The sequence below is a fragment of the Ruegeria sp. YTSC230 genome (genome assembly GCF_059609665.1).
Genome location: NZ_JBXWMC010000003.1, coordinates 192387 through 219225, shown reverse-complemented (window position 1 = coordinate 219225; position 26839 = coordinate 192387). Strand labels below are relative to the sequence as shown.

Below are 26839 nucleotides of genomic sequence, written 5' to 3'. Positions count from 1 at the left end.
CCGGTCCAACGATTTGTGCCGATTCAATTCTCCTGGTTGCTCCGAAATGGGCGATTGTATCTAGCTATGTTTAAAGTTTTTTTCTTGTAAGGCGTTCTGAAATGACCTGGTTTTTTGTCCCTCGAGTTCTGTCTGCGGTTTTTGCGATAGCCATTTTGATGGTTATGACGAAAGTTTTGGGCCCGGCAGAGTTTGGACGATACAACTTAACACTTTTGGTCGGAACGATCCTGTTTTCATTTTCGTTTTTGTGGCTGGTTATTGCGATCGCCCGGTTTCATCACGCCAAGGAGTTTGAGGGTAGGACAATTGCCACCGTTATGGGGGCATCGGTTGTGCTGGCATTTATTCTTGTGGTTTTGTCCAGCCTCGTAACGCTGGTCTTGCCCGGAGAATGGGTCGAAAACCTTAAATTTGCGGCGATTTTTTGTATCAGCCACGGGATGCATGAGCTTGGGGCAGCTTGCCTGCGCCAGTATCACGAAGGTCCAAAATATGCTGCGGTGACTTTGTTGCGACACGCACTAGGGGTCGCGCTGGCGGTTGGCTTTATCCTGAACGGAGGGGGCTACGAAAGTGCCGTGATTGGAATGTCGATTGGGGCTGCTGTGACCGGAGGTTACGCATTGCTCATCGCGTTTCGGCGTTCAGGCATCGTTGTTCCCAAATTAGCCGAATTGAAAACATACCTCTCATTCGGCTTCCCTTTGGCCATTGTGTCCTCCAGCGCCACATTCTTCGCGATGTTTTCTCAGTCGATATTGGCGATTTTGGCGGGGATGGAGGCGGTTGGATACTTCGCCGCTGCACAATCCCTTGCGGCACGGACACTTCGCCTGCCAATGGGAACGCTGTCACGTGTGATTGGCCCATCGGTCTTCGAGGCCCAAGAAGTTCAGGGGAAAGCCGCGTCAGATGCGGTTCTTTACCGGTACTTCTCGTTTTTGATGCTGATCTCAATGCCGATCCTTGCCGTGTTGATATTTTCGGCGGACGTTTTTGCCAATCTTCTGTTCGAGCCTGCCTTTGCAGACCAGACCGCCGGATACATTCGTATCCTGACGCTCTCATCATTTGTGTTTGGATTACAGGGTGCCTACCTTAGTTTCGCGTTTACACGATCAAAGAAGACGGTCCTGCAGCTGATTATCTCAGTGACTACGCTGCTTGGTCATGCGGCGATATCGTATCTGTTCATATATTGGCTGGGCGCGAAAGGAGCGGCATATGCATTTCTTGTGAGTGCAATTCTGAGCTTTCTGGTCTATTTTCAATATGGGCGTCGGATTGACCGTATCAGCATCCCGTTGGCAGAATTTGGCAAAGCTCTTGTGGGCTTAGTTGCATTTGCGCCCTTAGGGTTGTGGGCGAACGCATCGACGGGCTTGATGCAGCAATTTGCGATCTTGGCCCTTGGCCTGACGATAATGTTCGTTGCATTACTGTATGTCGGCCAGACCGCCGCATTGGCTGTCGTGCGAAAGCTAAAGCGGCGCTTGCTGATCGGTGGATTTCCTTCGTCCAAGTAGCTCAATCCCAGCGACAGGTGGACACCCTAAAGCAGACTGGGTGTTGCAATTCTGGCATATTTTTGCCGAGTGGATTTGGTTTCTTCGTCAGACCTGTCGTAGTCAGGGCGCGTCAATACTATGTAGGCGATCGATGGCAATCGAGTGCGTGTCGCCTTGCTGTGTTCGACCAAAAAGACGTCGCGACAGCAACAACACTGGGGTTGCCTTAAAAAGACCACAAATTGGACTGAGCATCGATAAGTACCGGCTAAATGACAAACACTGAGAGCAAACACTGAACATGGTCATTGTTTACTTACTGTCCGGACCTTTGGTCGCCGCATTGTGTTTTGTGGCGTTCATCCTCAACGGCATGGGGGTCAGCTCAGCTTTGCTTTTTGGTTTTTTGATCGGGATGTGCACGCCTCTTCTGATCATGGGACTCAAGGTCTTGTGGGGAAGCAAGCTACGCTTGAAACTTGCAGGTAAGCTCCCTTTGAAATCCGGTAGCTAGTCAAAATTGCCGGAACGTGCCGACTTGGTGGTGAATTCACATTTATTTGCCGCCTCGTCCCTGCTGCTTTAGGAGATAGCAACGCAGGGAAGGGCATGGTGGACCTGTGAACAATTTTTGTGCGATTGCGTATTCGCGGGCTCAGCCTCAGCAACAAAAAAGTTGTTTCACGTTGCCTTTAGTGCGATGCTCGTCGCCAGGGCAATTCCGGTACGGTTTTTTGTGCGAATCGGATTAATAACTATGGGTGGGTGGCTGTTTAAGGCGGTTACAGGTCCAAGTCTATTGAGTAGAAAATAGTTAGGCAGCAGCGTTCTGGCCTCATTTTAGGTCACAGCGTTATTTGGCCATTCGCGAGTTATTAGTGTGGGGACGTCGCTGTCCTGCGTGTTAGGGGGTTAATATGAGTGATATTCCCGGTTCGTTTAGATTTGAAGAACCTAGAATTTATAATAAAAATCAGACATCTAGCGTAAAGAGTGATGTCAGCCAAAGGCTAAAGGGCTTCTACGCGTTGAAAGGTAAGCGCCTGCTTGATCTTGCGCTGGTATTGATCGGCGCTCCTTTTGTTTTGCCGCTCATGCTTGCCATTGGATTTTTGGTTAGGCTTGATGGCGGTCCTGCGATCTACCGCCAGAAACGAATTGGTATCGGTGGTGACGAATTTGATTTCCTGAAATTCCGCTCGATGGTCGAAGACGCGGATGAAATTATGCGGCAACATTTGGCTGAAAATGAATCTGCTGTTGTCGAATGGGAAACAAAGCAGAAGCTGGACAACGATCCCCGCATTACAAAATTTGGCCGTTTTATTAGAGCGACGTCTTTGGATGAGCTGCCTCAACTTTGGAATGTCTTGATCGGCGACATGAGCCTTGTTGGCCCGCGGCCGATGATGCCGGAGCAGCGGAAGCTGTATCCGGGCGGGGATTACACCCTGATGAAGCCAGGAATTACCGGTCCATGGCAGGTGTCCGAACGCAACGATGTCGAGTTTGCTCATCGCGCAATCTTCGACAGTGAGTATGTGCGAAAAGTCGGCTTCTGGTTCGACCTTAAGATTTTGTTTCGAACCATTGGTGTGGTGTGCAACGGAACAGGACAGTGAATTCGGAGCCCTTGACTGAGCTTATTTTGGCTTAATGGGTGAGAAGATTAAGTAGCAAAGGTGGTTTGGGATGCTTGAACCGATCCGGTACTTGTCGAAGCTATTCACAGCATGCGCACTTGGTTTGTCCTGCCTTATGCTAGCCACAGCGGCGATGGCGGACTTTGACCTTGAACCAGGAGATCAAGTCAGCGTTTCGCTAACGGGGCTGGATGACCTGTCCTTTGACGCCACAATAGACGCTCATGGCGATGTAAACCTGAAATGGCTGGGGCAATTTCGTGCGCAAGGGCTATCTCTGGAGAGACTGGAACTGCTCGTCCGGCAAGATGCCGCAGGTAAAATCGTCAAACAGTACGACCTTAACGGCGACATCTACATAATCCAGCTCGCTGGTGATGAGATTGAGATTGCTCGAAATGGATACCGGCCCATCATAATCGGCGGCGACGTCGCTCGAACCGGCGAAATAGACTACAGACCAGCAATAACCGTGCGCGAGGCTGTCGCCTTGGCGGGTGGGGTCCGCAGCATGTTGCTGGCCGATGATGTGACAATCGACCCAATCCAGTTGCTGCGCTGGCAGACTGCGTATGGTCAGGCTGCCCTGCAGCATGCGCAAGCGCTTGTCCAATCTTGGCGCAGCTCGAGTGAACTCGCACAGGACATGGATCTTGAGCCGCCAGTTCCCGAGTCCGTCACAGTATCGCCTAGTGTTCTGGCCGAATTGATCGCCGAGCAAATCAGGATCCGCAGTATCAACCAGGAAAACGAGGCCGGTGAACGCGAGTTCTTTGAAGATGCGAGACAGCAGGCGGCCGAGAGAGTCAGAATTCTGGAAGAGCAAATAACTGAACTGGCGAAGGCGTTGGAAGCTGATGAAGAAGAAGAGGCTCGCGTGGTCAGTTTGGTCGACAAAGGATTAGCACCCGGATCGCGGCTCGCGGATACGCGTCGTACAACGGTGTTGTCCGCGACGCGCCTGCTGGAAGTTGAAGAAGATCTGGCGGGAACCAGTCTCATTTTGACCCGGCTAATCCGCGATGAGGAACAATTCGAACAAGAACGGACGTTGAGATTGCTGCAAGAGCGCCGGGTTGCAAGCCTATCCGTACGCGACGCCAAGCATCAATTGGACACAATTTCGAAATACTTGGCAGGTGCATCCAATGAGATTGGAACGGAAAGCCTCATAACCGATATCGACTATACGGTCACAATTTTTCGAACCGAAGACGGCCAGCTTCAGCAACTTGTCGCAGACAAACTGGCGCAATTGCGACCGGGTGACAGTCTGGAGATTTCTGTTCAGGAAATCACCGAAGATGCACCACTTACCGAGTGAGCGTAGCGAGATTCTGGCTACGTAATGCCCATAGAACGTGAGTTAGTAGATCATCAAATCCAAATTTTATGAGTTCAAAGTTGACGAGTTAAGTTTATGCATTTGTGTACAATTCCTCCAGCGTATTTAGGCCCGAGAGTTCAGCAACCCGGTGCCCCAATTTGTTGGACTGACGTTCGAAAAAACCTGACGGGTATGCGACGTCATACGGCAGTAGGCGTCTGAAATGGGTTATGAAACAAACATGAGTGCGACGATCAGGTCTCGGCGCGGACCCGATTTTCTGTGCATCGGGATGCCAAAATGCGGTACATCGACCCTGCAGGTTCTATTTAAGGAACGTACCGAGATTTACGTGTCACCTGTAAAAGAAATCAAATTTTTTGCGCACAATAAAATCGGCTACGATGGGGGTCTCAGGAACTTTCTGTTCTCGAAACACTGGGCGGCCCGTCAAGAGCGCCGCGCAGTTGCTCAGATAGCCAAACAAGTTGCAACAGGGAAAGAGGATCTAAAGCGCTTAAACTGGGCTGTCAGTTTTGCTACCGCTCAGCGGGACCTGGACTGGTATCTTAACCTTTTTCCAAAGAACCGAATAAGCGGTGACATCTCGCCTTGTTACCATATGCTTGACGACGACGAGGTTCAAAACCTCAAAAAACATTTACCGAACTTGAAAATAGTGATCCTTCTGCGAAACCCTTTTGAGCAATTGTGGTCGCATTGTCGAATGTCCACTCGTGCTGTCAGAATCGATGATGAGGTCGCATTTTACAGGGAAAAAGTCGAGTATCAGATGAATATTTGCCGGCGCTATGTCGATCTGGTTGAAAGGTGGCAGAACGCCTATGGCCCCGATAATGTGATTATAGATTACTTGGAAAGCCTGAGCGCGGACCCGGCGGAAGTACTTAGCCGCATTGTCAGCTTCGTTGACCCGGCGAAGGGTGCTGTGAAGCGGATCGCGGCAGTCGACGCACCGCCTAGGGTTTTTAAGGGTAAGAAGATGTTTATGCCCGATGAAACTCGTGAAATGCTGCGGGATGCTGCCCTGCAACGGCTGGAAGGCTTCGAGCGCATCAATGAGGAATGGCGTCGACGGTGGCATTCCGAGATCAGACAACAGTTCGCAAATTAGTGTGCTGATTGGCGAGCGCCAGATCTTTCGCTAACCATATCAAAAAACTTTAGTGAACTGCGTGCCCAGCAATACCATTAAATGCGATTACCCAAGAATTGGATCCCCGTAGAGCTTGACGCGTTTCATGTCTACGCGTGTAGCGACTAAGGCTGAGGGTCGTACACCGGCGTTCTCAAGTTCACGCATGGCTTGAAGGATGGACTTTCGCCGCGTGTCGTTCCATCGAACAAACAGGATCACTCGATCAGAGAGCTGCGATAGATAGCCTGATTCCACTGCGCTCAACAGCGGCGGCGTATCCAGAAGGATGGTATTGTAGGTTCCGGAAAGTGAACGGAGTAGGCTAACAAAAGCTGTAGAACACAGAAAGTCCTCCACGGACTTTATTTGACCTTCGTTCTCTTGGGCACCGATCAAGGGAAGGATGTCCAGACCATCCTGAGGAGTTCCAACGATATAGTTTTCCAGTGAAAGAGGATGAGTTGTCGCAAGTTTCAGCGACTCTGCTGTCATCTGAGACAGGTCGCGATAAGTGGACGTTAATGTATCACAATCGATGATTAGCGTTCGATATCCTGCTTGCGCACACACCGATCCGATCAGAAGAAGAGTTGAGGTATTTCCCTCATCTGGCAAAGCCGCTGCACCAGATAAGATAGTACATCCTTCTTCGGCGACCCGCTTTCTATGCTTGTTGTCCGAGTTTTTGGCAAATAAATCGGCCGACTGCGGTGTCGCAGTTTCGTCATCGGGTCGCATTGTTCGCAGGCCGATGGCGCTGCTGGCCAAAAGTTTTCGGCCGTAGTGCATCAACGTCGGATCAAGCTTTCCGTTGTTCATAAAGAAAGTTTCGAACGGCGGTTCGTTTTTGACCTCCGGAATGATCGCCGAAAGCTTTACTCCCGTTGTGTTCTCCAATTCAAACGTGGTTCTCAGGCGCTTTTGCAGCAGTTCGCGAACCACGGTAAAACCGAGGCCCAAGAAGATAACCGCAAACATGGTCGTTAGAGCGACGGACGACCTCTTGGGGGCAGATGGGTCAACGGACACGCGAGCCCGTTCAATAATATGGGCTCCCGCATCAAGGTAATTCCTTTGCTCGGCTCTGCGACCAAGTTGGGCAACAAAGTCCCTGTAGATTGTCTCAACGACAAGGATCTCATTTTCTATCCTCTTCGTGATCGAAGCGTGCTGGACCTGACGCACCTGCTGTTCCTTGAAGGTTTCAATGCTCTTTTCGAGGGTTACCTTCTGGCCGTTGAGGACCTCTAGTTTGGTTTCCAGAGCCTTGACTCCGGTGTCCAGCACTTCGGCCTGTTCCTCCGGTGTGTCCATTGCTTCAGAAGGGAATATCAAACCGACTTCGGAAGCAAAATAAATGGCTTCCTGTGTTTTTCCCTCGTTGATCAGGTTTTGAATGGTACTGAGGTGCCCGTCCTGCGCGACGATCTCTGCGTCAACCAGCTGCGCCCGTTTCTCTGATTTGATGCGTTGCGCTTTGATCGTTGCATATTCCTCAGGCGAGAACGGTGTCTCGATCGAATGCGACTCCAGTTCGGAGCTTAGAACATTAAGATCCTCGCGAATCTGGTTAATCCGTGTCGACAACCATTGCTGTGCCTGGTCAAGGTCATCGCGCTTCATTCGCGTAAGAACAGTCAAGTATTCAGAGGCCAAGTAGTTTGCGATACTTGCTGCTTTTTGCGGGGACTTTGAAGTGACGCTAATCCTGTAAACCGCTGATATCTCCCCGATCTGCTCTACCTGCCTGGATTCAAGAAGTTTTTCAACAGTTGCCGCGCGCTGAATTTCACGCAGTTCCTCGGGTTCTAGATCGCCTGCCGCACCATTGTCTCCGCCGATCGCGTTCACAATCACATCTTTCAAGCTGCGGGCCCACGAGATTGGGTTTAGGGAAAACCCAGCTTCCGCGCCCGAAAACTCGGGGTCGTCTTGCAATTGCAGACGATCAACAACGCTTTCGATGATGTCGGTGGAGCGCAGCAGTTCAAGCTCACTCTCCAAAGAGGTCAATGACAATGGAAGTCCGGACACTTGTGTCGTGAACTGCGTCTCGGTTTGGACGCGGGTGTCGATCATCACCTTCGCACTCGAGGTGTATTTGGTATCGGAAGTGTAGGTCAGAACATAGGCGGCAAACGCGACTGCAAAGGCTGCCAGGAAAATCCAACCGATCGAGCGTCTGATCGCCCAAGCAATACTCGAAATCACTCGCAGTTCAGGGTCTCCTGCCGGAGCAACGCCTAAACCGGAAAGCTCTGCGTCCAAAACTTTTCGGTACTGATCAGTCATAACAATAAACAATCTCAAACAACGATAACTGGACAATAAGGGTTTACGGGCGACGGCAACAGAAAAAACTGTATTTACCAAAAACAATGTATCGGAATCGCTCATATTGAAGCCAAAATCGAAAAGTGCCGGCTTTGATTGCTGACCTTGTCAGCGCATCCAAGATCAATACCGGATCAGAGAGCAATTTTAGTTTCAAAAAAAATGCGGTCTTTGATAGTGTTGCTCAAGTTAGAAGTATTTGTACTATTTGTTTTGAGAGTGAGTAACGATGGAGCGAGTTCTGAAGATGCGCTTGCCACATGTGATTGTAAGTGGGATGCCAGTTGCGCTTGTCAGCGATACCGAACTTAGCTCAGCGATGGTCGAAGATGTCAAACGCCGGCGAAGCGGTGAGGCTCAACGCGCATTGACTGTTTTCGATGCTAATGCATACGGTATCTCGCTGTACGAAAAGGACCCGCAATTTGCCAAGGCAATTAATTCTGCGGACATAGTGCATGCGGATGGTCAGATCGTTGTCTGGGCTTCCAAATTTGCGCGAGGTTCGAAGCCAATACCAGAGCGCACGGCGACAACAGATTTCATCCACACAGCAGCCGGACCTGCCGTTAAGCATGATATCAGTTACTATCTGTTGGGTGGCACGGAAGAGATCAACCGTTCCTGCGCTGAAAAGCTGATTGAGCTTCATCCTGGCTTGACCATAGCAGGTCGGAGGAACGGCTATTTTGACGAGTCTGAAGTTGACGCGGTTGTCGCTGACATCAATGACAGTAAGGCCGATGTTCTTTGGGTTGGGTTGGGTAAGCCAAAGGAGCAACTCTTTTCACTCGAAATTACGCCTCGTCTGGAGCATTGCGCTTGGATCGTGACATGCGGCGGTTGCTTTCATTATGTGGTCGGAGACTATGCGCGCGCGCCTGTTTGGATGCAAAAAATCGGATTGGAATGGCTTCACCGTACCGCGACTGGCCCCGGTCACATTCGAAAGAGGCATTTTCGCAGGTACCCCCATACGATCAGCGTGGTTCTTAAGAAAGATATTTTGAAGTTAAAGTGAATTGTTAAAAAGGCTCGGGGCTTTTTCCCTTGTCTTGTTAGTGGGTTGAGTTGTTCAGAAGGGAATTCATGTGTCGAAAGTGGATTTCATAGGAATTGGCGCGCAGAAAGCTGCAACCACTTGGTTGCATCATGTTCTCTCAGAGCATCCATTGATTGCGACCAGCGAGCCCAAGGAGCTTAATTTTTTTACGGCGAATTATGACCGTGGATACACATGGTACGAGAGCTATTTCCATGGCAGTTCTGAAAATGCGATCAAGGGTGAGTGCTCGCCGACTTACTTCTTTAGTCGTGACGCCGCTGAACGCGCAGCCCAGTATAGCCCGGATCTGAAGCTTATATGCATATTGCGAGACCCAATCGAACGGGCATTTTCGAACCATATGCACGAGATCCGCAAAGGCCATATCCCACCAGAAACAACATTCGAAGCCGCTTGGAAACGAAATCCTGCATATTCACTACAAAGCCAATACAAGGCTGTTCTAGAGACCTGGCTGGCGAATTTCGATCGCGATGCTCTGCTCGTTTTGTTTTCCGAGGACATCGCGTCGAATCCAAATGTAATTTATGAGCAAGTGTGTGGTCATCTTGGTGTTGAACCCAAACGGCACCCAGCGTCACTCACAGAACGGCATCACGAAAACGTAACTTACCTTTACCCAGTAGTTCAAAAAACGCTGCGCTACGGAGGGGATGCGATGCGCTCGCTGGGGATGCAGGATCTGGTGAAAAACCTCAAAAAAGCGCCTGGGCTCAAGCAGGCTATTTCGATGAACAAGCAACACTTGAAGACGAAGGTAGCACCTCCGACGCCAGAAATGCGGGAGATGCTGGTCGAGCATTTCCGATCAGATGTTAAGTATGTGGCGCAACTTACTGGGCGTGCGGTTCTACCCTGGCCGACCTGGCGCGATATGAGTTTTGTCAATTCTGCAGCGAATGAGTGAATTATGAGCGTATCAAACACTTTGAACATGGCTGGAGATATGCGCTTGAACCAAGTGGTGCGGATGACCCGGCGTTTGCTGGGCGCGCGCTTTCTGGATAGCGAGGATTTTCTGCCGGTTATCTCTCCGGAGAAAGGGGAGAAGCTTGCCACATTAGCTCGAAAAGCGCGTGGCAGCATCGAGACTCCGGTTTTAGTGCTTGGTGTGATGCCGCGATCAGGCACCAATTTCTTGCGCGACCTCATCGCAATGCACCCTGATGTTGGGGCTGATCCGGGTCGTCTATATGAGTTCCCTCTATTGCACGCGGCTGGGGATGCTGCGGCTTTTACTCGGGATTTCTTGCGATACTTCCCAAGAAACGAAGAAGTCTTGGGCCAGTATGACGTGCTGGCCATGCTTGCTGGCAGCTGGTTCAGAGAACTGCAAGCGCAGGTTGATGGTAAGAACATATTGCTGAAATGCCCCCACGTTCATGACCTGTCACTGGCGCGGTACATCTTTCCCGATGCAAAGATCATCCTGTGCATTCGGGACGGGCGTGATGTCGTTGACTCTTCGCTCAAGACATTTTCTCGGTTTTCACTTACGAGCAAAAATTTCCGCCAACTGGCGGATGAATGGCGTTTGGGTGCCGAGGCCATCATGACATTTGCCGAAGGTGGCCTGAACCGTAACGACGATACAATGGTCGTCCGCTACGAAGATATCCTTGCCGATACGCATGAATACGTAAGAAAAACCTTGTATCATATTGGGTTGGATGAAGCCGTGTTCCCTTGGGATGAAATCGACAAGATGCCCGTTCGTGGATCGTCCCGCTCGAAGGCTTCGGATCAAGAGCGCTGGCAACCAGAGACCAAGTCAGTGGATTTCAACCCGATCAAGCGCTGGGCATCATGGTCAGACGGAAAAAAGGCGAGGTTCGACAGAATAGCAGGGCATGCGCTAGAGATGGTCGGTTATGAGCGTTGACGCACGATCTCAGGCGGGAACCCACGTTGCGATCTGTATAGCGACCTATAAACGTCCACAGGGATTGCGGGCATTGATTGACAGCCTGAACGATCAGCAGCTTGGCGCCCGCGATGTGCGCGTAACGCTCGTGATTGCAGACAACGCTCCAGCTACGACGGCCCGTTCGGTTCTGGGCGAAATTCAGGATTTGTCATGTTGGCCAGTGATTTACGTTCTGGAACACGAACGCGGGATTGTATCGGCGCGCAACCGGACATTGGCCGAGGCCCCTCCGGATGCGGACTATTTTGCATTTCTTGATGATGATGAAACCGCCTCTGAAAACTGGTTGGCAGAGTTATTAGGAACCATGATTTTACCAAACACTGTTGCGGTTCAGGGAGCTGTCGAACCGCGTTACGACGAAGCCCCACCCGCTTGGGTCGAACAACTGAACCTGTTCCGAATGGGTCCCTATGAGCAGGGGGCTGAACTTCCATCAGCTGCCACCAACAATTCAATGGCGGATGCTGCCATCATTAGAAAACAGACCATGAGGTTCGACGCCCGCTTTAACACCACTGGCGGAGAGGATGAGGAGTTTTTTTCGCGACTTCGGATCGAATCGGGCGGAACTATCCGCGCTGCTGCGCAGGCTCTGGTCTGGGATCATATCCCAGCTCACCGGGCGACGATGCATTGGCTCAGGCGTCGTTGGTTTCGCATGGGGCATACACTGGCGCGGATAGCTCAAATCCGTCGCAAGGGAATACCGATACGTGTTGTAAAAGGTTTTGCGGCTATAGGTTGGGGGCTTGTGATGTGCGTTTTCCTTGGTTTCGGGTCAAAGGCAAGATGCTGTAAAGGAGCGCTCGAAATTTATCGTGGGACCGGGATGTTGGCGGCCTTTTTGCAGATCCGTTTCGACGAATACAATACAGCTGCCGTCCGCTTGGACCGAGCAGGAGGGGGCTGAAATGGACAACTCAAAACCTGAGTTTTCGATCATCATTCCCGCTCGGAATATGGAGCGCTATGTCGAGGAAACGCTACAAAGCGTATGCCGGCAAACAATGACGGAATTCGAAGTTTTGTGTATTGACGATGGCTCGACAGACGACACCCGTGAGATCTTGGAGCGTTTCGCTATGCGCGACGTGCGTTTTACCCCAGTGACTGGCCGGGCCAAAGGTGTCGGTGCGGCCCGCAACCTAGGTTTGAGTTTAGCGCTCGGAAAGTTCGTGCTGTTTTTGGATGCGGACGATTTGCTGCACCCTGAAGCGTTGCAAAGATACTCGGATGTGCTGGCAACGTCCGACGCCGTTGCAGCCATCGCCGGTGTTCAACGGATCAACACCGTGGGTCAGGAGATGAATGGCGCGGACAACCGCTTACTTGTTCCTAGCAAGGACCAATTGGCTGTGTTGTTGCGTAAAAACTACGTGGTGAATGGCGGTGCGCTTGCGATGAAAGCCGATGCAGCGCGGCAGTCCGGCGGTTATGAAGAAGACCTCGTGTATGGCGAGGATTGGGAGTTCTGGTGCCGTGTCGCTTTGATCGGAGGGTTCGCCGTAGTCGAAGGACCGCCACTTTTGTATTATCGGCAGGTGGCCAGCGGAGCGAACTTCAGAGCCCGTGATCCCGCTTTTGCCCGGCGAGTGCCGTGCATCGAAAAGGTTTCAGCCAACCCGGCAATGCGGCAAGCCTTCGGGTCGCGGTTGCGATTCCTGCTGCGTGCGCGGAAGATTGATATCTTCTGGTCCGGGGTTCGGAACCAATATCAGTATGGGCGCAAACCACTAGCGCTGTTGGAGGGCGTCTGTGGGATGTTTATGTATCCTGACAGCCTGTTTCGCCCAAAACTGATCTATAGGTTCATGCGCAGTTTGGATCGAAGGGTGTAAGCTTAGGCTAGGGGCTTTCTCGCGCCTATGGAGAGGATGGGGCAAATGCAACTTTCACGGCGGGCATTTTTGTTGCGGGGCACGGCGGTGGCCGCCGCGCCAATTGTGGTTACGCTAGCGCCCAGTTTTACAGCGGCCGCCGCCGACAAGGCCGATATTGGATATGTCGGAGAGAATGGGTTCCAATTGACGGTGATAGACACGATGTTGGACATGTCGACCCCGGTCGAAGTGTTGCGTTCCGACCGGGTTCGCTGGTCACCGGACCCGACAAACGGGTTTGGTGCGTCCGGCAAGCTGAACGGATTGCCGGGCTATTTCTCGGGCGATGCGCATACCACAGCGCCGCAAATATTTACTGCCTGGCCTAAGGTTCAGGAGCAAAGTCGGAAGGACGGTTTTCGCATCGGTAACTCTGCGATTCAGCCGCAGGCAGCGGCGGATCGAACCGACAACTGGCGTGTTCTGATTGACGGACAGCCAGCGGGCATTGTCGGTCTCTGGCGCAAGTCTTCGCCCATTCGCACGCTAGCCGTTGCTGATCGTCGGTGGGAAAGCACCAAGCGGCATTTGGTGACATTTGAACTTGACCGCGCCATTCCTCAAGGTGCTGTTCTGAGCATCACGGGTCCATCCTTTGCCGAGACTGAATATGTAAAAGACCCAGACGTATTCAGTGAATCCATCCATGTGTGTCAGGCGGGCTATCCTTTGACCGGGCCCAAAAAGGCTTATGTCGGCAGTTGGCTGGGACAGGATCAGGTCGGCAAAAATGGCAGCACTGATGCATTGTTGTCACCCGCAACTGAATGGAGCTTGGTATCTACGCAAAATGGCGCCGTTGTTCGATCGGGTCGTTTGACCTTGGCCAAACCCTCCGAAGAACCACATCGGAATGGCCTTAACTTCAATGGTTGCAGTATTTATGAGGCCGACTTCTCCGACCTTGAACTTGATGGTGAATACCAGATTCAGGTATCTGGATTAGGGCGGTCATTCCCGTTCAACGTATCCCTAGCGGCCTATGATGAAGCGCTCCGCCTGGCTGCCCGATGGTATTTCCATCAAAGGTCTGGCTGTGAGATCGCCGCACCTTATGGTGAGGGCCGAACCCGTCCCCGCAACGGGCATCCGGCAGATGGGCTGACGGTCTGGCAGACGGATTTGAAGCTTGGGAATATGAGGGATGGCTACGGCAAGGTGCGGGCCCCAAAAGCGCTGTCAGAAAATGTAAATACTCTGGGCGGGTCAGACACGGCACCCGAGCGCTCATCTATGAAGGCCAACCCCAAAGCTTGGGGCGGTTGGCATGATGCCGGGGATTGGGATCGGCGCATTCAACATATGGATGTCGTCTTCCACATGGCCGATATCGTCGAGACCTTCCCCCATTGTCGCAGTCTGAACCTGAACCTTCCGGAAAGCAAAAAAACCTTCTCGCACGCAGATGTCGCATCGCGCAAAGACGATGACGATAGGGGTGACGGCGAAACCGTTCTGCCTGATCTGATCCACGAGGCACTTTGGGGGGCATCGCTGTGGCGTCGAACTCAGCACGAAAATGGTGCGATTATCGGAGGGGTCGAGTATTCCATCAGCGGAATTCTGGGCTCAGTATCATGGAACCCTGTTCAGAAAGCATATGCATATGGCCCAGAGGATTGGGCTGCTTATCGTTTTGCTTATGGGGCTGCAAAGCTGGGCCATGTGATCCATCATGTCTGCGGCGATACCGTTCTAGGAAGTGCCATCGTCGCTGAGGCAACACGCGCTTGGCTTTGGGCTGAACAACAGCCAACCGACGGGTTTTCTGACTCTGCACTTAGTAGAGTTAACCAGATCCGTATCGCCGCGGCCGCAACTGTCTACCGAGCTAGCGGAGATCTTCAAGCGCGCAAGGTATTTGAAGACCAAAACCCTTTCGTGCCGCAAGCCGAGAAGCCAGACTCTTCATTAAAAAAAGAAGTGTTTCCGGCCGCTTATCTTGAATATGTGCGAGCCGCGCGCGAGGGTCGAGAGGTTAATGCCGCGATCGTTGGAACCATCGAAGGGTGGATCAAGCAGCGCGCCCTGAACGGTAAGCGCATGGGGCGCGACTTCGGGCTGCACAACACTGCCGCTTATCCCTGGGGCCTGGGATGGCTACGCTTTGGCCCCGGTTCGAACTGGCGGGCGGGGCAAATGGCAATGTACTTCGCGTCAGAAGGTGAGGCGACCACGGAGGTGCATAACGCTGCAGTTGAGGGAATGTGGTTCGGACTGGGATGTAACCCCGCCAACGTGAGTTTCGTGCAAGGGCTGGGGCATCGGGAATTTTCTGACCCGCTCTTTACGGACGAACTCAGTGGCAAAAAAATCCCCGGACAGATCAGTTTCGGCGTAGCGGGGGGGAAGTTGTATGAATGGGAACAGCGTAAGACCGCCGGAGCGTTCTACCCACCCAATCAGGAAGCCTGGCCTATCTACACACAGATTTTTGAAAGCCGCAGTATTGCAATCGCGGCCGAACATGGGATCAAGTCGAATGCGATGGAATGGCTGGTGGCCTGCGCGTTTGCAACTCTGCCTGACTGACCCACGCAATAAAACCTAAGTTCTCGGAGCACCGGATCGTGGGCCTTTGAAAAGCTGTTGAAACTCTTTGACACTCTTGCTGTCTTGACTATGTGTACTCCAGCAGCAGCGGAGCCTTGCCGTCTATAGATTTCCGCATTGATTAACTAGGAGCGTGTCAATGTTGTTTCTCCGTTCGGCACTTGTTTTTCTTAGCTTTTGCTCTTTGCCAATAGCAGCATTGGCCCAGTCAGAGGAAAACAAACCGACCGGTTTGATCATGGAACTCAATACGGTTCAGGATGTTGGCCAGGCATGTAGGTTGACCTTTGTGATCGAAAACAAAACAGGCGCAGCAATTGATGCTGTTAGCTATGAAACCGTAATTTTCGATGCCTCTGGTAGTGTGGTCAGCCTATCATTATTCAATTTTCGTGATCTGCCTGTCGATCGACCACGCGTACGCCAGTTCGATCTTCCCGGCATGACATGCGGCGCTGTTGGTAGAGCCTTGATCAACGGTGCAAATACCTGCGTTGTTGCCGGATCGGACAGTCAGGTCTGTCACGAGGCCTTGAAACTGCAAAGCCGAACAGATGTGGAGTTGATTGGATGAGCCCCTTTGATGCATTGCGCGAAATCCTTGATCTGGGCGGGCCTGTTGTTGCGATCCTGATCGCGATGTCGGTGGTGACCGTTGCGGTCACGCTTTACAAACTCTGGCAATTCGCAGCATCCGGGGTCGGGCGTCACCGGGTGTTGTCCGAGGCGTTGGCTGCCTGGGATGCGGGCGATCCGAAAACCGCCCACGCCCGTCTGGACAAAAGCCGCAGTTACCTTGCCCCCCTGGTACGGGTTGCGATGAATGCCTCAGATACGCCGGGTCTGGACCAACGGCTGGATGCCGAGGCCGGTCTGGCGCTTGCCGGGCTTGAACGCGGCTTCCGACTGCTGGACACCGTGGCGCAGCTTGCGCCGCTTCTGGGTCTGTTCGGCACGGTCCTGGGGATGATTGAGGCGTTTCGCAGCCTGCAATCCGCTGGGTCGTCTGTCGACCCATCCCTGCTTGCCGGAGGTATCTGGGTTGCCCTGCTGACAACGGCTGTGGGGCTTGCCGTGGCGATGCCGACCTCGATGCTGTTGTCCTGGTTCGAAAGTCGCACGGCGCGCGAACGGGTCTTTGCGGACAAGGCGCTGCGCACAATTCTGGTGCCGGGGCAGGCCGTTCCACAGGCCGACGATGTGCGGGCTGTGGCGACCGCCCCCGGACATGCGTAACACCGCACCCTTCGTACGGCGTCCCATGTCGATGACTCCGCTCATCGACGTGATTTTCCTGCTGTTGCTGTTCTTCATGTTGACCTCGACCTTTGCCAAATATGGCGAGATCGAGCTGAGCAATGCAGTGGGCGGCAGTACGACTTCGGCGACACCGACCGAGCGGTTGTTCCTGCAGTTGGGGGCGGAACGGCTGGTGCTGAACGGGCAAACGGTCTCTCTCAATGATCTGGAAACGCAATTGGAGGCCGGGCAGGTTCTGGTCAGTTTGGACCCGGATACAACGGCGCAGCGTGTCATCGACGTATTGGTCCGGCTGCGCGGGCGTGACGGGTTAAGCGTTCTGGTGCTGGAATGATCAAGTACAGGCGCCCCAAACGCAGACGCGACTCGACGATTGCCCTAATCAACGTCGTTTTCCTGATGCTAATCTTTTTCCTGCTCACCGGCACGCTGGCCCCGCCGTTGGATCCGGATCTTGAGCTCGTGAACACCGCAGACCTTGAAGGGCGCGAGCCACCTGATGCGCTGATCCTGCACGCCGACGGCACGCTGAGCTATCGTGGAACGCCAACAGATCCCGAAGCGCATATGCGTGGCCAAGGGGACGAAGCCGTGCGCATCGTGCCCGACCGAAACGCACCGGGCCCGCGTCTGATCGAGGTGACCGGTGCTTTACGCCGTCTGGGCGCGTCATCCGTCTTTGTTGTGACCGAGAAGGCGCTGGAATGATCCGCCGGTCGGTTATGATTGCGGTGGTGGCCATTCTGGTGTCGCTGTTTTTGCACCTGATGGGGTTAAGCGTGACCGGGCAGCGGCTTGCAGAAGACGCGCCAGGCGGCCAAGCGCCTGAATCAATTGAGCTAAGCACGACATTCGAGGATCTTGCCGAGGTTGTCGCCGAACCGATTGAACCTGAACCGGCCGAGGCACCAGAGCCACCGGTTGAAAGGCTGCCTGAGGAACCGGAAATCCCGGTCAGTGAGGCGCTTGTGGCGTCTGAAAACCCGCAGGAGGTTTACGCGCCTGATATCGGCGAATCCGAAGTGGTCCAGCCGACTGCCACGGAACCGGTTGAGCCTGATGTGGCAGAGACCGAAAACACATCCGAAGGCGATGCCGCCGCCAGCGAAGATGTCGACGAAACCCCGCCGGTCGAGGCGGAAACAGCGACCGATGTGCCCGAAGGAATCCCCGAGGCAGTCGCGGTCGAGCCAGAGGTCGCGACCGAGGTCCAGCCCGTATCGCCCCAACCGCAAGAGCTGGCGGCGCTGCCGGTCAACCCGTCGCCCGAGGCCGCGATCCCTGTTGTACCGTTGGAGTCCGAGGCGATTGAGCCGGATGATCCGGTTGATCCAACCGAACAGGATGCAAATGAAGACGTGACAGAACTGGCCGTGACGTCTTCGATCCGGCCGCAGCGCCCTGAACGCCAACCGACGCCGGAACGGCGGGGCGTGCTGAATGGTGCGCGGGACTTCAGCGAGTTGCAGTTTCCGTCAGAGGTGGTTGAATCGCCCCTTTACGCCTATCGGCGGGAAGGGTTGGATGCCTTCACGTCTGGCAGTAGTGGCAGCCGTTCGGGCGGGCGTGGCCCCGGCAATTCGGACACTACCAATTATGCGGGTGAGGTCTTGGTCCACCTGAACCGCGCACCCCCGGTATTTGTTGCTGCCCGGGGATTCGCCAAGGTGTTTTTCGAAATCAATCCCGATGGCACGCTGGCCTGGGTCGATGTCATCGACAGTTCAGGGTCGTCCGATGTTGACCGGGCCGCAAGGGCGCAAGTGCAGGCGGCTTCGCCCTTTCCGCTGCCGCCAGGTGGGGTCAGCCGCAAGCTGTCTTTCTTCTACACCAGCAATTGATTGGTGGGTTTCATCATCCGATTTACCCATCACAGAACCTGTTTTGAGCGGGATTTTGCCCGAATCTGCCCATTTTCGGAAGGTGGGGTCAGCCCCCGGGAAGTCTCAATTGCAAACATGTACGTTTTTTGGCATTTAAAGGGGCATCGTCGCATTTCTTTGATCAACTTTTTGTAACGAAACACTGCTGATCGCGAAACATACGTAAATACTCAGGAAATTGGGTTTCGTGCGGTATTCTGCATTTGCAAAGATGCAACAAATACCAACCTTGCCCAGAATGAAATGCAGCGAAACCATTGCGCACGCTCGGAATTTGTCCGAGTAGGCCAGCAGTCGCCCTAGCGGCTGCACTCCTCTCAAAACTTGTGGGTTTACCATGAAAAATCTTCTCATTGCATCGACGGCTCTGATTGCAACTGCAAGCGTTGCAGCGGCCGACGTTAAATTCAGCGGCTACGGTCGTTTTGGTATTGGCTACCAAGAAGATCGCACCGGCACTGTTAACAACTTTACCACGGATGCAAACGGCGACATCGTCGCTGATGGCACCGCGAACGTCGACACCGACAACACCATCCTGGTCTCGCGTTTCCGCCTGAACATCGACGGCACCGCAGAAACCGATGGCGGCGTTGAGTTCCAGGCACGTGTGCGTCTGCAGGCTGATGACGATTCCGGCAACGGCGAACAGAACAGCGCGGGACTGAACGGCGCACGCTTCTCGGTCATCTACGGTGGTCTGCGTGTTGACGCTGGCAACGTTGCAGGTTCCTTTGACAACCTGGCAAACTACTTCGGTAACGAACCGGGCCTGGAAGAGTTTCTGGGTCAGTATTCGGGTGTGAACTACAGCTTCCTGGAGTACACCTCGACCGGTTCAGGCGCGAATGCTGTGTTCTTCCAGTACGCAGTTGGCGATTTCGCATTCGGCGCGTCATATGACCAGGCAACGATTGCTTTTGACGGTGTTGCGCAGGACGCAGACCGCTGGGACGTCAGTGCAACTTACACCTTCAACAACATCACCGCTGCACTGGCCTATGGTCAGACCAAGGCGAACGTGAACAGCGCGAGCGAAAAGCAGTCGCTGACCGTTCTGACCCTGGGTGCAGAATTCGGTGACTTCTCGGGTACTCTGTTTGTTGCGGACGATGACGTTGTTGATGATGCCGAGAACGGTACCGCATACGGTCTGTCGCTGGCATACAATCTCGGCGCCGCAACCACCCTGCAGTTTGCTTACGGTGACGGTTCGGCTGACAACGATACCCGCAATATCGGTATTGGCGCCATCTACGACCTGGGCGGCGGTGCATCGCTGCGTGGTGGTATCGGCGAAATCAAAACGGGTGACGAAGACGGGCGCATCCGCGCTGACTTCGGTGCTCAGTTCAACTTCTAAGTTGAGCTAAATCACAAAGCGTAAGGGCAGGTCTTCGGAGCTGCCCTTATCTTTTGCTGCTGGTCTATTTCTTCTCAAAAAACAGAATGACCTCGCCCAACCGGACGCCATAGCGCGACACATAGGCTCGGTTCAGCAGACGGTCATCGTCCAGCAGCCACATCCAGTCGTCAAAGTTGACCCGTATGGTGCCCTCTTTGACCGGCAGGTCGATCTTGTATGTCCAGTTGAACGTGTCGCCGCGTTCGACCCCTGTGGCGGTGCCCAGAACGCCGGGGGCGGTGCCAGTCCAGGTGTCCGCGCCCGTTTTGGTCAGCGTCCAGACACGCTGCTCGGTGGCGCCGTCATCATAGACGAAATCCTCAACCAGAGTCAGGGTTTCACCATCCCACGTTCCGTCGATATCCACCGTAAAGCGGCGCGGGATATTGCCCAGAACATCTTGAAATTGGCCATAGGCGACGGTCTTGCCCTCAAAAAACTCTTCAAGGTTCAACTGCCGATCAGACAGAAAGGTCTTGGGAACGCGCGGTTTGGCTGAACAGGCAGTCAGAACGGCCAGTCCGGCGACTGCCAGGCCCGCAACAAGGACCCGACGCGAGATCATTGCAGCGGCCTTTGTTCTGCGTCCGCATCATAGCCGTTTGAACTGGGGACATGTGCGGATTTAACCTCGGGCGCGGGGCGCATCGTGGCAATCAACTCTGCGACCTTGATGCCGAACTTGCACATCTCGGATCGGTTCATGATTACACCGTTTTCGGTCAGGTACATCCAGTCGGTGACGTCCAAAGTGTGCCCGCCGGCATCCTCGGGAAGAATAATGCGGTAGGTAAGTTTGACAGTTGATCCTGAAATTGTTCCATGACCTTCACCGACGATGTCATCCGCCGTGGCGATGAACGTATTGCCGGTGCCCAGCGTCAGATACCATTTACGTGTCATCTGTTTGCCGTTGGAATAGGTGAAATGCTCGGACAACGTGCCGGTGTTGCCATCCCAGTTCCCAACCATACGGGCGACAAAGCTGTTCGACATCTTGCCGTTCGGCCCATAGATCAGCCCCTCGGACAGGATTTCTCCGTTCAGTACCTCTTTCATTTTGAATGCAGGCCCAGTGCCGGTGTAGTCGGCCGGTGTTTGCGACCGGAAGCTTAGGAACCGGTTCTTGGCAATAAACAAAGCGAGAGCGGCGAACAGTAAAACAACAAGCGTTTTCATTTGGCTGAGACCTCCGTGGGCAACGTCAGGACCATGCCAAACGCGCCAAGTTTCAGGATGCAGGGTAGTACCGCATAAGCCAGATTGAGTGTTTCCAGGGCTTGGGCGGAATTTGATTGGCCAGGTGAAAAGCCGCTGCGTTCCAGCAGGGGCAATGTAAAGAAAGCGGCAAGCGCGAGGCCCAGCTTGCCCGCAAAGGACCAGATGCCGAACGCGGCTGAGGCGTTCAGGCCGGCGCGGGTCAAAACGACCGAGAACATGGCCGGCAGGACCACCATATCGGCACCAAGTGCCGCACCCGAGGCAAGGCAGATCAGAGCAAAGCCCAAAAGCTCACCCGCCGGCAACATCGCAGCACCTATGAAGCTGGCAATAGACAGCGGCATAGCAATGATTAGGGTCTGTTTTGGACCAATGCGATTGCTGAGCTTGGCCCAAAGCGGCACACTGGCGCCGGCGCTGAGGAAAAACAGGATCAACAGGGGACCCGCCTTGCCCGGCAATTGCAGCCTGTCTTCGACGAAGAAGAGAAACAGGGTTGAGGTGATGGCTACCGGCAAACTGTTTACCAACGCCAGCGCCAATAGTCGCAATGCCCCGGCCTGGCCCAGCCCTGCGAAAGACAGGCCCTCGCCAGTAATCGGCGTGCGCCGCCACATTGGGAATGTCAGCGCGATGGTTACGATCGACAGGACGCCCAGAAACAGCCCAAAGGCGGGATATCCCTGCGCGCCGACCCCTAAAGCGACGAACAGTGCAGGCGCGCTCGCGGCAATTACAACACCCGCCAATTGTCCACCTTCACGGAAGGCTGCCAGTGTCATTAACTCTTTTGCGTCTGGTGTTTTGGCCAAGGTTGCGCTGCGCCCGTAAAGCAGGATGGTCCCGAGGCTGTAGGCCGAGAACAGCAGGATCAGGATCAGGATCAGCGATGTCACGCTTGCGCCCTGTGGCAAGGCAAAGAGCAGCGGAAAGCCGACCGCCAGCCCAACAGCGGCCATGGCGGCGAACAGCAATTGACCGCCCGGCCATCGGTCAATCGCCCAGCCTATCAGCGGGTCTTGCACAAGATCCACAAGCCGGATCAACAGCAGTACCGTTCCAATCACCCCAAGGCTAATCCCAAGGTTAACCGCAGCAAAACGCGGCAGGTGGATGTAGAGGGGAATACCCGCCGCTGCGAGCATCAGCGCATAGAGGCTGACCCGGGGATACAGCATCACTGTCCCTTCAACTGGCGTGTAAAACTTGCAGATCTGGTGTTGTCGCCAAGAAAGATCGACATGAATGTATTTTTGACGCCTGGCCCGGACAGAGTGCAGGTTTTGCGCCCGTTCCGCCAGAAACCAACCTTGTTCGGCCCTTCCGAGATGGCCAGATAGCTGTCGCCTTTGCTGACAGCCTGAAAGCACTGTTCAAGCTGGGCTTGTGTCAGCCCGCTGTTTCCTTGCCGTGTCATCTCGTCCAGCGTGGATTCGACAAGAGCCTTCTGCTTGAGGTTTTTGCGGTAGGTCAGCTGCAATCCGAAATCATCGCTCCAACTGAACGGGGCACCGCCTGGCGTGAACAGCTTTGCGTCATAGATCGGCAGGCCAAGGTAACGGAACGTGGCGGACCCGCGCAGTTCGGCGTTCGGCAATTCGTTCGACACGGTTGACGCTTCCAGCCCGACTGGGGCCAGCAAGGTCAGCGACAGCAGAGCGACGCACCAGACCGAGCTATTCGGCCGCGACAGGGATGACCGGGTCATTTTTGGCAACGCCATTGTCAGCTCCGATGGTTTGCGGGGTGCCATTCAACTGCGCGACAACATGCATCGCGCTGGCAATCCCGTCTTCGTGAAAACCATGCCGGTTATATGCACCGGCAAACCACGTTTTGTTCTGTCCCTGCATGTCGCAAATTTGCCCCTGGGCCTTCAGTGCGGCTTGATCGAAAACCGGATGGGCGAATTCGACTTCGTCATAGATTTTGTCTGCGGGAATATCCGCCGCAATATTGAGCGTTACAAACATCGGATCATTGTCCGGAATGTTCTGCAACCGGTTCATCCAGTAGGTGACGCCGACATTTCCGGCCTGTGAACGATAGGTCCAGCTGGACCAGCAGGCCCGCCTTTTGGGCATCTGACCGGGATCGCAATGCAAGACGGCCTTGTTGGGCTGGTACTTGATCGCGCTAAGGGCTGCTGTTTCCTCGGCTGTGGCGTTGCCGCCCAGAATGGCCAGCGACTGGTCGGAATGGGTGGCAAGGATGATCTCATCATAAAGGTCAGCCTGGCCTTCGCTGAGTACGGTCACGCCTAGTTCATCCCTCTGAACATGCTGCACGGGGGAGGCGACGCGGATTTCGCAACCGCGGGCGCGCAATGCAGCCTCGATCCGGCGAACATATTCAATGCTGCCACCTTTGACCGTCCACCACTGATGCTGCTTTGACCGATCACCGGCCAGCAAGGCATGGTTTTGGAAGAACTGCACCAGCGAACGTGCGGGAAAGCGGTCAATGAATTCGACGGGGGTAGACCAGATCGCCCCGCACATGGGCATCAGATAGTTGTGGCGGAACCAGTGGCCCAAACGTAGTTCGTCGATCAGTTCGCCAATCGTAGTGTCATTGTTCTTGGCAGCTTCCGGGGCTTCTTTGCCAAAGCGCAGGATGTCCGAAATCATCTTGTAATAGGCCGGACGCATCAGGTTGCGTTTTTGCGCTGTCAGGGTGCGCAGATTGTTCAATCCGTATTCGAGGCGACCATTGTCGATCGTGGCGCCAAAGCTCATCTCGCTTTTGATCACGGGAACGTTCAATTCATCGAACAGTTTGGTCAGGTTGGGGTAGGTGGAATAGTTGAACACGATAAAACCGGTGTCGACCGGTTGATCACCGTTTTTACCAGCCATGACCGTTCGGGCATGGCCGCCCAGTCTTGGCTCGGCCTCATAGACCGTTACATCATTGTCTTCGGATAGATAGTAAGCTGCGGATAGGCCTGATATTCCTGCACCTACAATTGCGATTTTCTTGCGTGCGCCCCTTGGTTCGTCGAACATGTGATCCCCTTAGTTCGGCAATTTAAAAGGATTACGCATCAGATGCGGGTACGGATCAATCACGTTGGACTTTTTTTGAACGTGCGTTACATCGTGATGTCTTGCCTGGTTTTTTGAGCGTTAACGTGATCCAGCTTTGTTGCCGATCCGTAAAATCCTTAAATTGTCTGAAACAACACGAAACCAATGTCCGGGCCATATGTACCCGACAGTCCGGATGGCCCAAGCATGAGCAGTTTTGACGGAAAAACCTATTGGATCGTTGGCGCCAGTGAGGGGCTGGGCCGATCTTTGGCCCAGGCGCTAAGCCGACATGGGGCAAAACTGATCCTCTCGGCGCGCAATGCGGCGCGATTGGCCGAGATTTGCAAAACCCTTCCGAACGCGCGGGCGGTGCCGTTTGATGTGACCGATCTGGCGGCTGTGCGCCGGGCCGTTGCAGATGTCGGCGTGGTGGATGGGCTGGTCTACAATGCCGGTGCCTACGAGCCTATGAAATCGGCCGATTGGGATACTGAAGCTGTTCTGTCCATGACAGACGTGAACTACCTTGGCGCGCTGCGTGTGTTGGGTGAGACGGTGCCAGGGTTTCTACGGGCCGGACAGGGCGACATTACCCTGATCGGGTCTTTGTCTGGCTATCGCGGGCTTCCGGCTGCTGTCGGATACGCGGCCAGCAAGGCGGCGCTTGTCTCATTGGCTGAAACGATGCGATTTGATCTGGCCGGCACGGGGGTAACCGTGCGGATCGTCAATCCAGGCTTCATTAAGACCCGGCTGACTGAAAAGAACACTTTCAAGATGCCGATGCTGATGACACCCGAGGACGCGGCGGACCGGGTGGTCAGGGCGATGTCGCGCGGCCGGTTCCGCACCGATTTCCCGGCACCGTTCTCTTGGGTGATCCGTTTGCTGGATTACCTGCCGGATTGGCTGATCTACCGCGGAAAATAGAGTCTGATCAGGCGTTTTAACCAAACTGCCCCTGACAGAACCAGCCTGCCGACATCGTGCCGCCATGGCCGTAAAACAGCCACAGTCGCTCACCCTGTTCGGTGACCACCACCCAGTAGTCACGCACGCCGCTGCGCCAGTTGGGGTCATCCAGCCACCATTCGGGTGCGATCCGTTCCGGACCGGTGGCCTGTGCCAACTGCCAGTCGCGCCCGCGCCACCGAAAGGCGGCTGGAACATCCGGGGCTTCAGCGGCCATCACCGGCTCGGGCTGCCACATCTGCAAGGGGCGCGGGCGCGGTGGGGCAGGCCAGTCGCGCGCGGGTTCAGACCATGCTGCCGCCAAAGTCTGTGCCGTTTTTTCGGGGATATGCGACGCGGCCGGATGGCGGCGTGTGATCACCTCCAGCCCGACCCGCGCGCCCAGTTTGCCGATCAGATCATCTACGGCTGTATTGCCCTCCAGCCGCGCGCGGGCCACACGGCGCGCCTCGGCGTGACCGGCCACTGTGCGGGCGTGGATGGGTTCGGTCTGGATCGCCTCAAGCCGCAGCATGTCGATGCCATAGCCTGCGTCGATCTTATCGATTTTCATCTCTAACAAAGGACGAATGCGGTGTTTGTCGTAAGTGGGCCGAGCCAAACCAACCTCGATGATCTCAGCCGCCTGATCGGCGCGATGCGCCTCGAGCCGCAGGGTACGCACGCCGCGCGCCTTCTCTTCCAGCTTCGTGCACAGCGTGGGCAACACCCGGTCGATGGCGGCCATCACATCCTCGATCAACCCGATCGGGTTGGGCAGGGTCATCCGCACCGCAAAGTGATGGGGCGGACGTGCGGGCGAGACCGGCTCGGGGGCGCTGCCCATCGCTTGGTCCAGTCTCATCACCAGCCCGCGCCCGAACCGTCGGGCGAGAGAAGCCCGGGGTTGGCCCAAAAGATCGCCGATCCGGCGCAGGCCCAGCCGGTTTAGTTGTGCCACAACCTGATCTTCCAGCCGCAGCGCCGCAATCGGCAGAGGGCTGAGCGCGCCATAAGACTGCCCTGGTGCCGCGATCCGCGCGCCACCGCCCAGAGCCATCACCTGCGGTGCAGCCCCGCCCTTGGTCCAGTGCCGCCGCTTACCTGCCCGGGCACGGGTGGCGCGTGCCTCTTGGCTGATGGCGTCGCCGTTGCGGTCAGACGTGGCCTCTTGCCCCGCATAACGCGCCAGCGCCCAGGCTGCGCCCAACGTGTCGGCGATACCCATCTGAACGCTTAGCCCCATATCGGCGCAATCGGTTTCAATGACGCTCAGCAGCGCCTCCTCCCCGCCGAACAGATGCGTGCAGCCCGACAGGTCGACGATCAGACCATCGGGGATCTCTTCAGCCACCCATGGGCTGAACTTGCCGGCCCAGCGGCGCAGCGCGGTCAGAAACGCGGCCTCGGCGGGGGCGTTGCGGTGTCGTGTGATCAGGGTCGCGCACATGGCATGGGCATCACGCACGGGCTGCCCCGCACGCAGACCTGCGGCCTGCGCTTCTGCGTTCAATGAGGTGATCACCTGCATGTTCGACTGTTCCGCAACCACCGCCAAAGGGCCAACATGCAGCCCCCGCGCAGCACGGATCAGCCGTTCAGCCCCCAGACGGGGGAACCACAGTGAGAGTATTCGGCGTTTTGGCATTGGCAGACATCAAAATGTTCCCATTTTGTTCTTATC

At 54.8% G+C, this 26839-nt stretch carries 25 protein-coding genes; 18 read left to right on the top strand and 7 right to left on the bottom strand.

The features are described from left to right. Positions 1–101: 101 nt before the first annotated feature. From AC2FD9_RS08160 to AC2FD9_RS08140, 5 genes are all read left to right on the top strand, one after another. Positions 102–1529: an oligosaccharide flippase family protein gene (locus AC2FD9_RS08160; protein WP_496836294.1), complete on the top strand. Its 1428-nt coding sequence runs from the start codon at positions 102–104 to the stop codon at positions 1527–1529. 283 nt (positions 1530–1812) lie between these two features. Further along, entirely contained in the window at positions 1813–2025 is a 213-nt protein-coding gene (locus AC2FD9_RS08155) for a hypothetical protein (protein WP_282170101.1), read from the top strand. A 403-nt stretch (positions 2026–2428) separates the two neighbouring features. After that, positions 2429–3133, top strand: coding sequence for a sugar transferase (locus AC2FD9_RS08150; RefSeq protein ID WP_282170102.1), 705 nt, complete (start codon positions 2429–2431; stop codon positions 3131–3133). Positions 3134–3203: 70 nt separating this feature from the next. Further along, entirely contained in the window at positions 3204–4478 is a 1275-nt protein-coding gene (locus AC2FD9_RS08145) for a polysaccharide biosynthesis/export family protein (protein ID WP_496836292.1), read from the top strand. 226 nt (positions 4479–4704) lie between these two features. After that, positions 4705–5616 carry a sulfotransferase gene (locus tag AC2FD9_RS08140; protein ID WP_282170104.1) on the top strand — a complete coding sequence of 304 codons (912 nt, stop codon included), beginning with the start codon at positions 4705–4707 and terminating at the stop codon, positions 5614–5616. A gap of 87 nt (positions 5617–5703) precedes the next feature. On the opposite strand, the gene AC2FD9_RS08135 is transcribed toward AC2FD9_RS08140, so the two are convergent. Further along, the gene (locus AC2FD9_RS08135; protein WP_496697386.1) at positions 5704–8037 is read right to left on the bottom strand and encodes an exopolysaccharide transport family protein; all 2334 of its coding nucleotides are present in this window, start codon (positions 8035–8037) and stop codon (positions 5704–5706) included. Positions 8038–8221: 184 nt separating this feature from the next. On the opposite strand from AC2FD9_RS08135, the gene AC2FD9_RS08130 reads away from it, so the two are divergent. From AC2FD9_RS08130 to AC2FD9_RS08075, 12 genes are all read left to right on the top strand, one after another. Continuing rightward, positions 8222–8995, top strand: a complete 774-nt coding sequence (locus tag AC2FD9_RS08130) for a WecB/TagA/CpsF family glycosyltransferase (protein ID WP_496697384.1) — start codon at positions 8222–8224, stop codon at positions 8993–8995. Between the two features lie 70 nt (positions 8996–9065). Beyond that, positions 9066–9947, top strand: coding sequence for a sulfotransferase family protein (locus AC2FD9_RS08125; protein ID WP_496697382.1), 882 nt, complete (start codon positions 9066–9068; stop codon positions 9945–9947). A gap of 3 nt (positions 9948–9950) precedes the next feature. Next, a complete protein-coding gene (locus AC2FD9_RS08120; protein WP_496697380.1) occupies positions 9951–10922 on the top strand; it encodes a sulfotransferase family protein in 972 nt (323 codons plus the stop codon). Beyond that, positions 10912–11880 (top strand): glycosyltransferase family 2 protein, encoded by a 969-nt coding sequence (locus AC2FD9_RS08115; RefSeq protein ID WP_496836288.1) that lies wholly within the window; start codon positions 10912–10914, stop codon positions 11878–11880. Before AC2FD9_RS08120 ends, AC2FD9_RS08115 begins: the two co-directional genes overlap by 11 nt. A gap of 1 nt (position 11881) precedes the next feature. Further along, complete coding sequence (locus AC2FD9_RS08110; protein ID WP_496705483.1) at positions 11882–12808, top strand: glycosyltransferase family 2 protein; 927 nt, start codon at positions 11882–11884, stop codon at positions 12806–12808. 45 nt (positions 12809–12853) lie between these two features. After that, positions 12854–15382 (top strand): cellulase N-terminal Ig-like domain-containing protein, encoded by a 2529-nt coding sequence (locus AC2FD9_RS08105; protein ID WP_496836286.1) that lies wholly within the window; start codon positions 12854–12856, stop codon positions 15380–15382. 160 nt (positions 15383–15542) lie between these two features. Beyond that, the gene (locus AC2FD9_RS08100; protein WP_496836284.1) at positions 15543–15977 is read left to right on the top strand and encodes a hypothetical protein; all 435 of its coding nucleotides are present in this window, start codon (positions 15543–15545) and stop codon (positions 15975–15977) included. Continuing rightward, the gene (locus AC2FD9_RS08095; protein WP_472722619.1) at positions 15974–16639 is read left to right on the top strand and encodes a MotA/TolQ/ExbB proton channel family protein; all 666 of its coding nucleotides are present in this window, start codon (positions 15974–15976) and stop codon (positions 16637–16639) included. Before AC2FD9_RS08100 ends, AC2FD9_RS08095 begins: the two co-directional genes overlap by 4 nt. After that, positions 16632–16997, top strand: a complete 366-nt coding sequence (locus AC2FD9_RS08090; RefSeq protein WP_496697371.1) for an ExbD/TolR family protein — start codon at positions 16632–16634, stop codon at positions 16995–16997. Before AC2FD9_RS08095 ends, AC2FD9_RS08090 begins: the two co-directional genes overlap by 8 nt. Further along, positions 16994–17371: an ExbD/TolR family protein gene (locus AC2FD9_RS08085; RefSeq protein WP_496697369.1), complete on the top strand. Its 378-nt coding sequence runs from the start codon at positions 16994–16996 to the stop codon at positions 17369–17371. Before AC2FD9_RS08090 ends, AC2FD9_RS08085 begins: the two co-directional genes overlap by 4 nt. Further along, positions 17368–18504 carry an energy transducer TonB family protein gene (locus tag AC2FD9_RS08080; RefSeq protein ID WP_496836282.1) on the top strand — a complete coding sequence of 379 codons (1137 nt, stop codon included), beginning with the start codon at positions 17368–17370 and terminating at the stop codon, positions 18502–18504. The genes AC2FD9_RS08085 and AC2FD9_RS08080 overlap by 4 nt, the downstream gene beginning before the upstream one ends. Before the next feature lie 379 nt (positions 18505–18883). Beyond that, entirely contained in the window at positions 18884–19909 is a 1026-nt protein-coding gene (locus AC2FD9_RS08075; RefSeq protein ID WP_113791010.1) for a porin, read from the top strand. 64 nt (positions 19910–19973) lie between these two features. On the opposite strand, the gene AC2FD9_RS08070 is transcribed toward AC2FD9_RS08075, so the two are convergent. Genes AC2FD9_RS08070 through AC2FD9_RS08050 form a run of 5 tightly spaced genes read right to left on the bottom strand, consistent with a single transcriptional unit; the run spans position 19974 to position 24180 of the window. Continuing rightward, positions 19974–20516, bottom strand: a complete 543-nt coding sequence (locus AC2FD9_RS08070; protein WP_496836280.1) for a DUF3833 family protein — start codon at positions 20514–20516, stop codon at positions 19974–19976. Further along, complete coding sequence (locus AC2FD9_RS08065; RefSeq protein ID WP_496836278.1) at positions 20513–21130, bottom strand: DUF3833 domain-containing protein; 618 nt, start codon at positions 21128–21130, stop codon at positions 20513–20515. Before AC2FD9_RS08065 ends, AC2FD9_RS08070 begins: the two co-directional genes overlap by 4 nt. After that, complete coding sequence (locus tag AC2FD9_RS08060; RefSeq protein WP_496836276.1) at positions 21127–22350, bottom strand: MFS transporter; 1224 nt, start codon at positions 22348–22350, stop codon at positions 21127–21129. The genes AC2FD9_RS08065 and AC2FD9_RS08060 overlap by 4 nt, the downstream gene beginning before the upstream one ends. Further along, complete coding sequence (locus tag AC2FD9_RS08055; RefSeq protein ID WP_282119663.1) at positions 22350–22895, bottom strand: hypothetical protein; 546 nt, start codon at positions 22893–22895, stop codon at positions 22350–22352. Before AC2FD9_RS08055 ends, AC2FD9_RS08060 begins: the two co-directional genes overlap by 1 nt. Then, on the bottom strand, positions 22849–24180 hold the full coding sequence (locus AC2FD9_RS08050) for an NAD(P)/FAD-dependent oxidoreductase (RefSeq protein WP_496836274.1): 1332 nt from the start codon (positions 24178–24180) through the stop codon (positions 22849–22851). Before AC2FD9_RS08050 ends, AC2FD9_RS08055 begins: the two co-directional genes overlap by 47 nt. Before the next feature lie 228 nt (positions 24181–24408). Here AC2FD9_RS08050 and AC2FD9_RS08045 point away from each other — a divergent pair, with 228 nt between their 5' ends. Continuing rightward, a complete protein-coding gene (locus AC2FD9_RS08045; RefSeq protein WP_496836272.1) occupies positions 24409–25134 on the top strand; it encodes an SDR family NAD(P)-dependent oxidoreductase in 726 nt (241 codons plus the stop codon). Between the two features lie 16 nt (positions 25135–25150). Here the strand turns inward: AC2FD9_RS08045 and AC2FD9_RS08040 are convergent, their stop codons facing one another. Further along, positions 25151–26803 (bottom strand): DUF6504 family protein, encoded by a 1653-nt coding sequence (locus AC2FD9_RS08040; RefSeq protein WP_496836271.1) that lies wholly within the window; start codon positions 26801–26803, stop codon positions 25151–25153. Between the last annotated feature and the right edge of the window lie 36 nt (positions 26804–26839).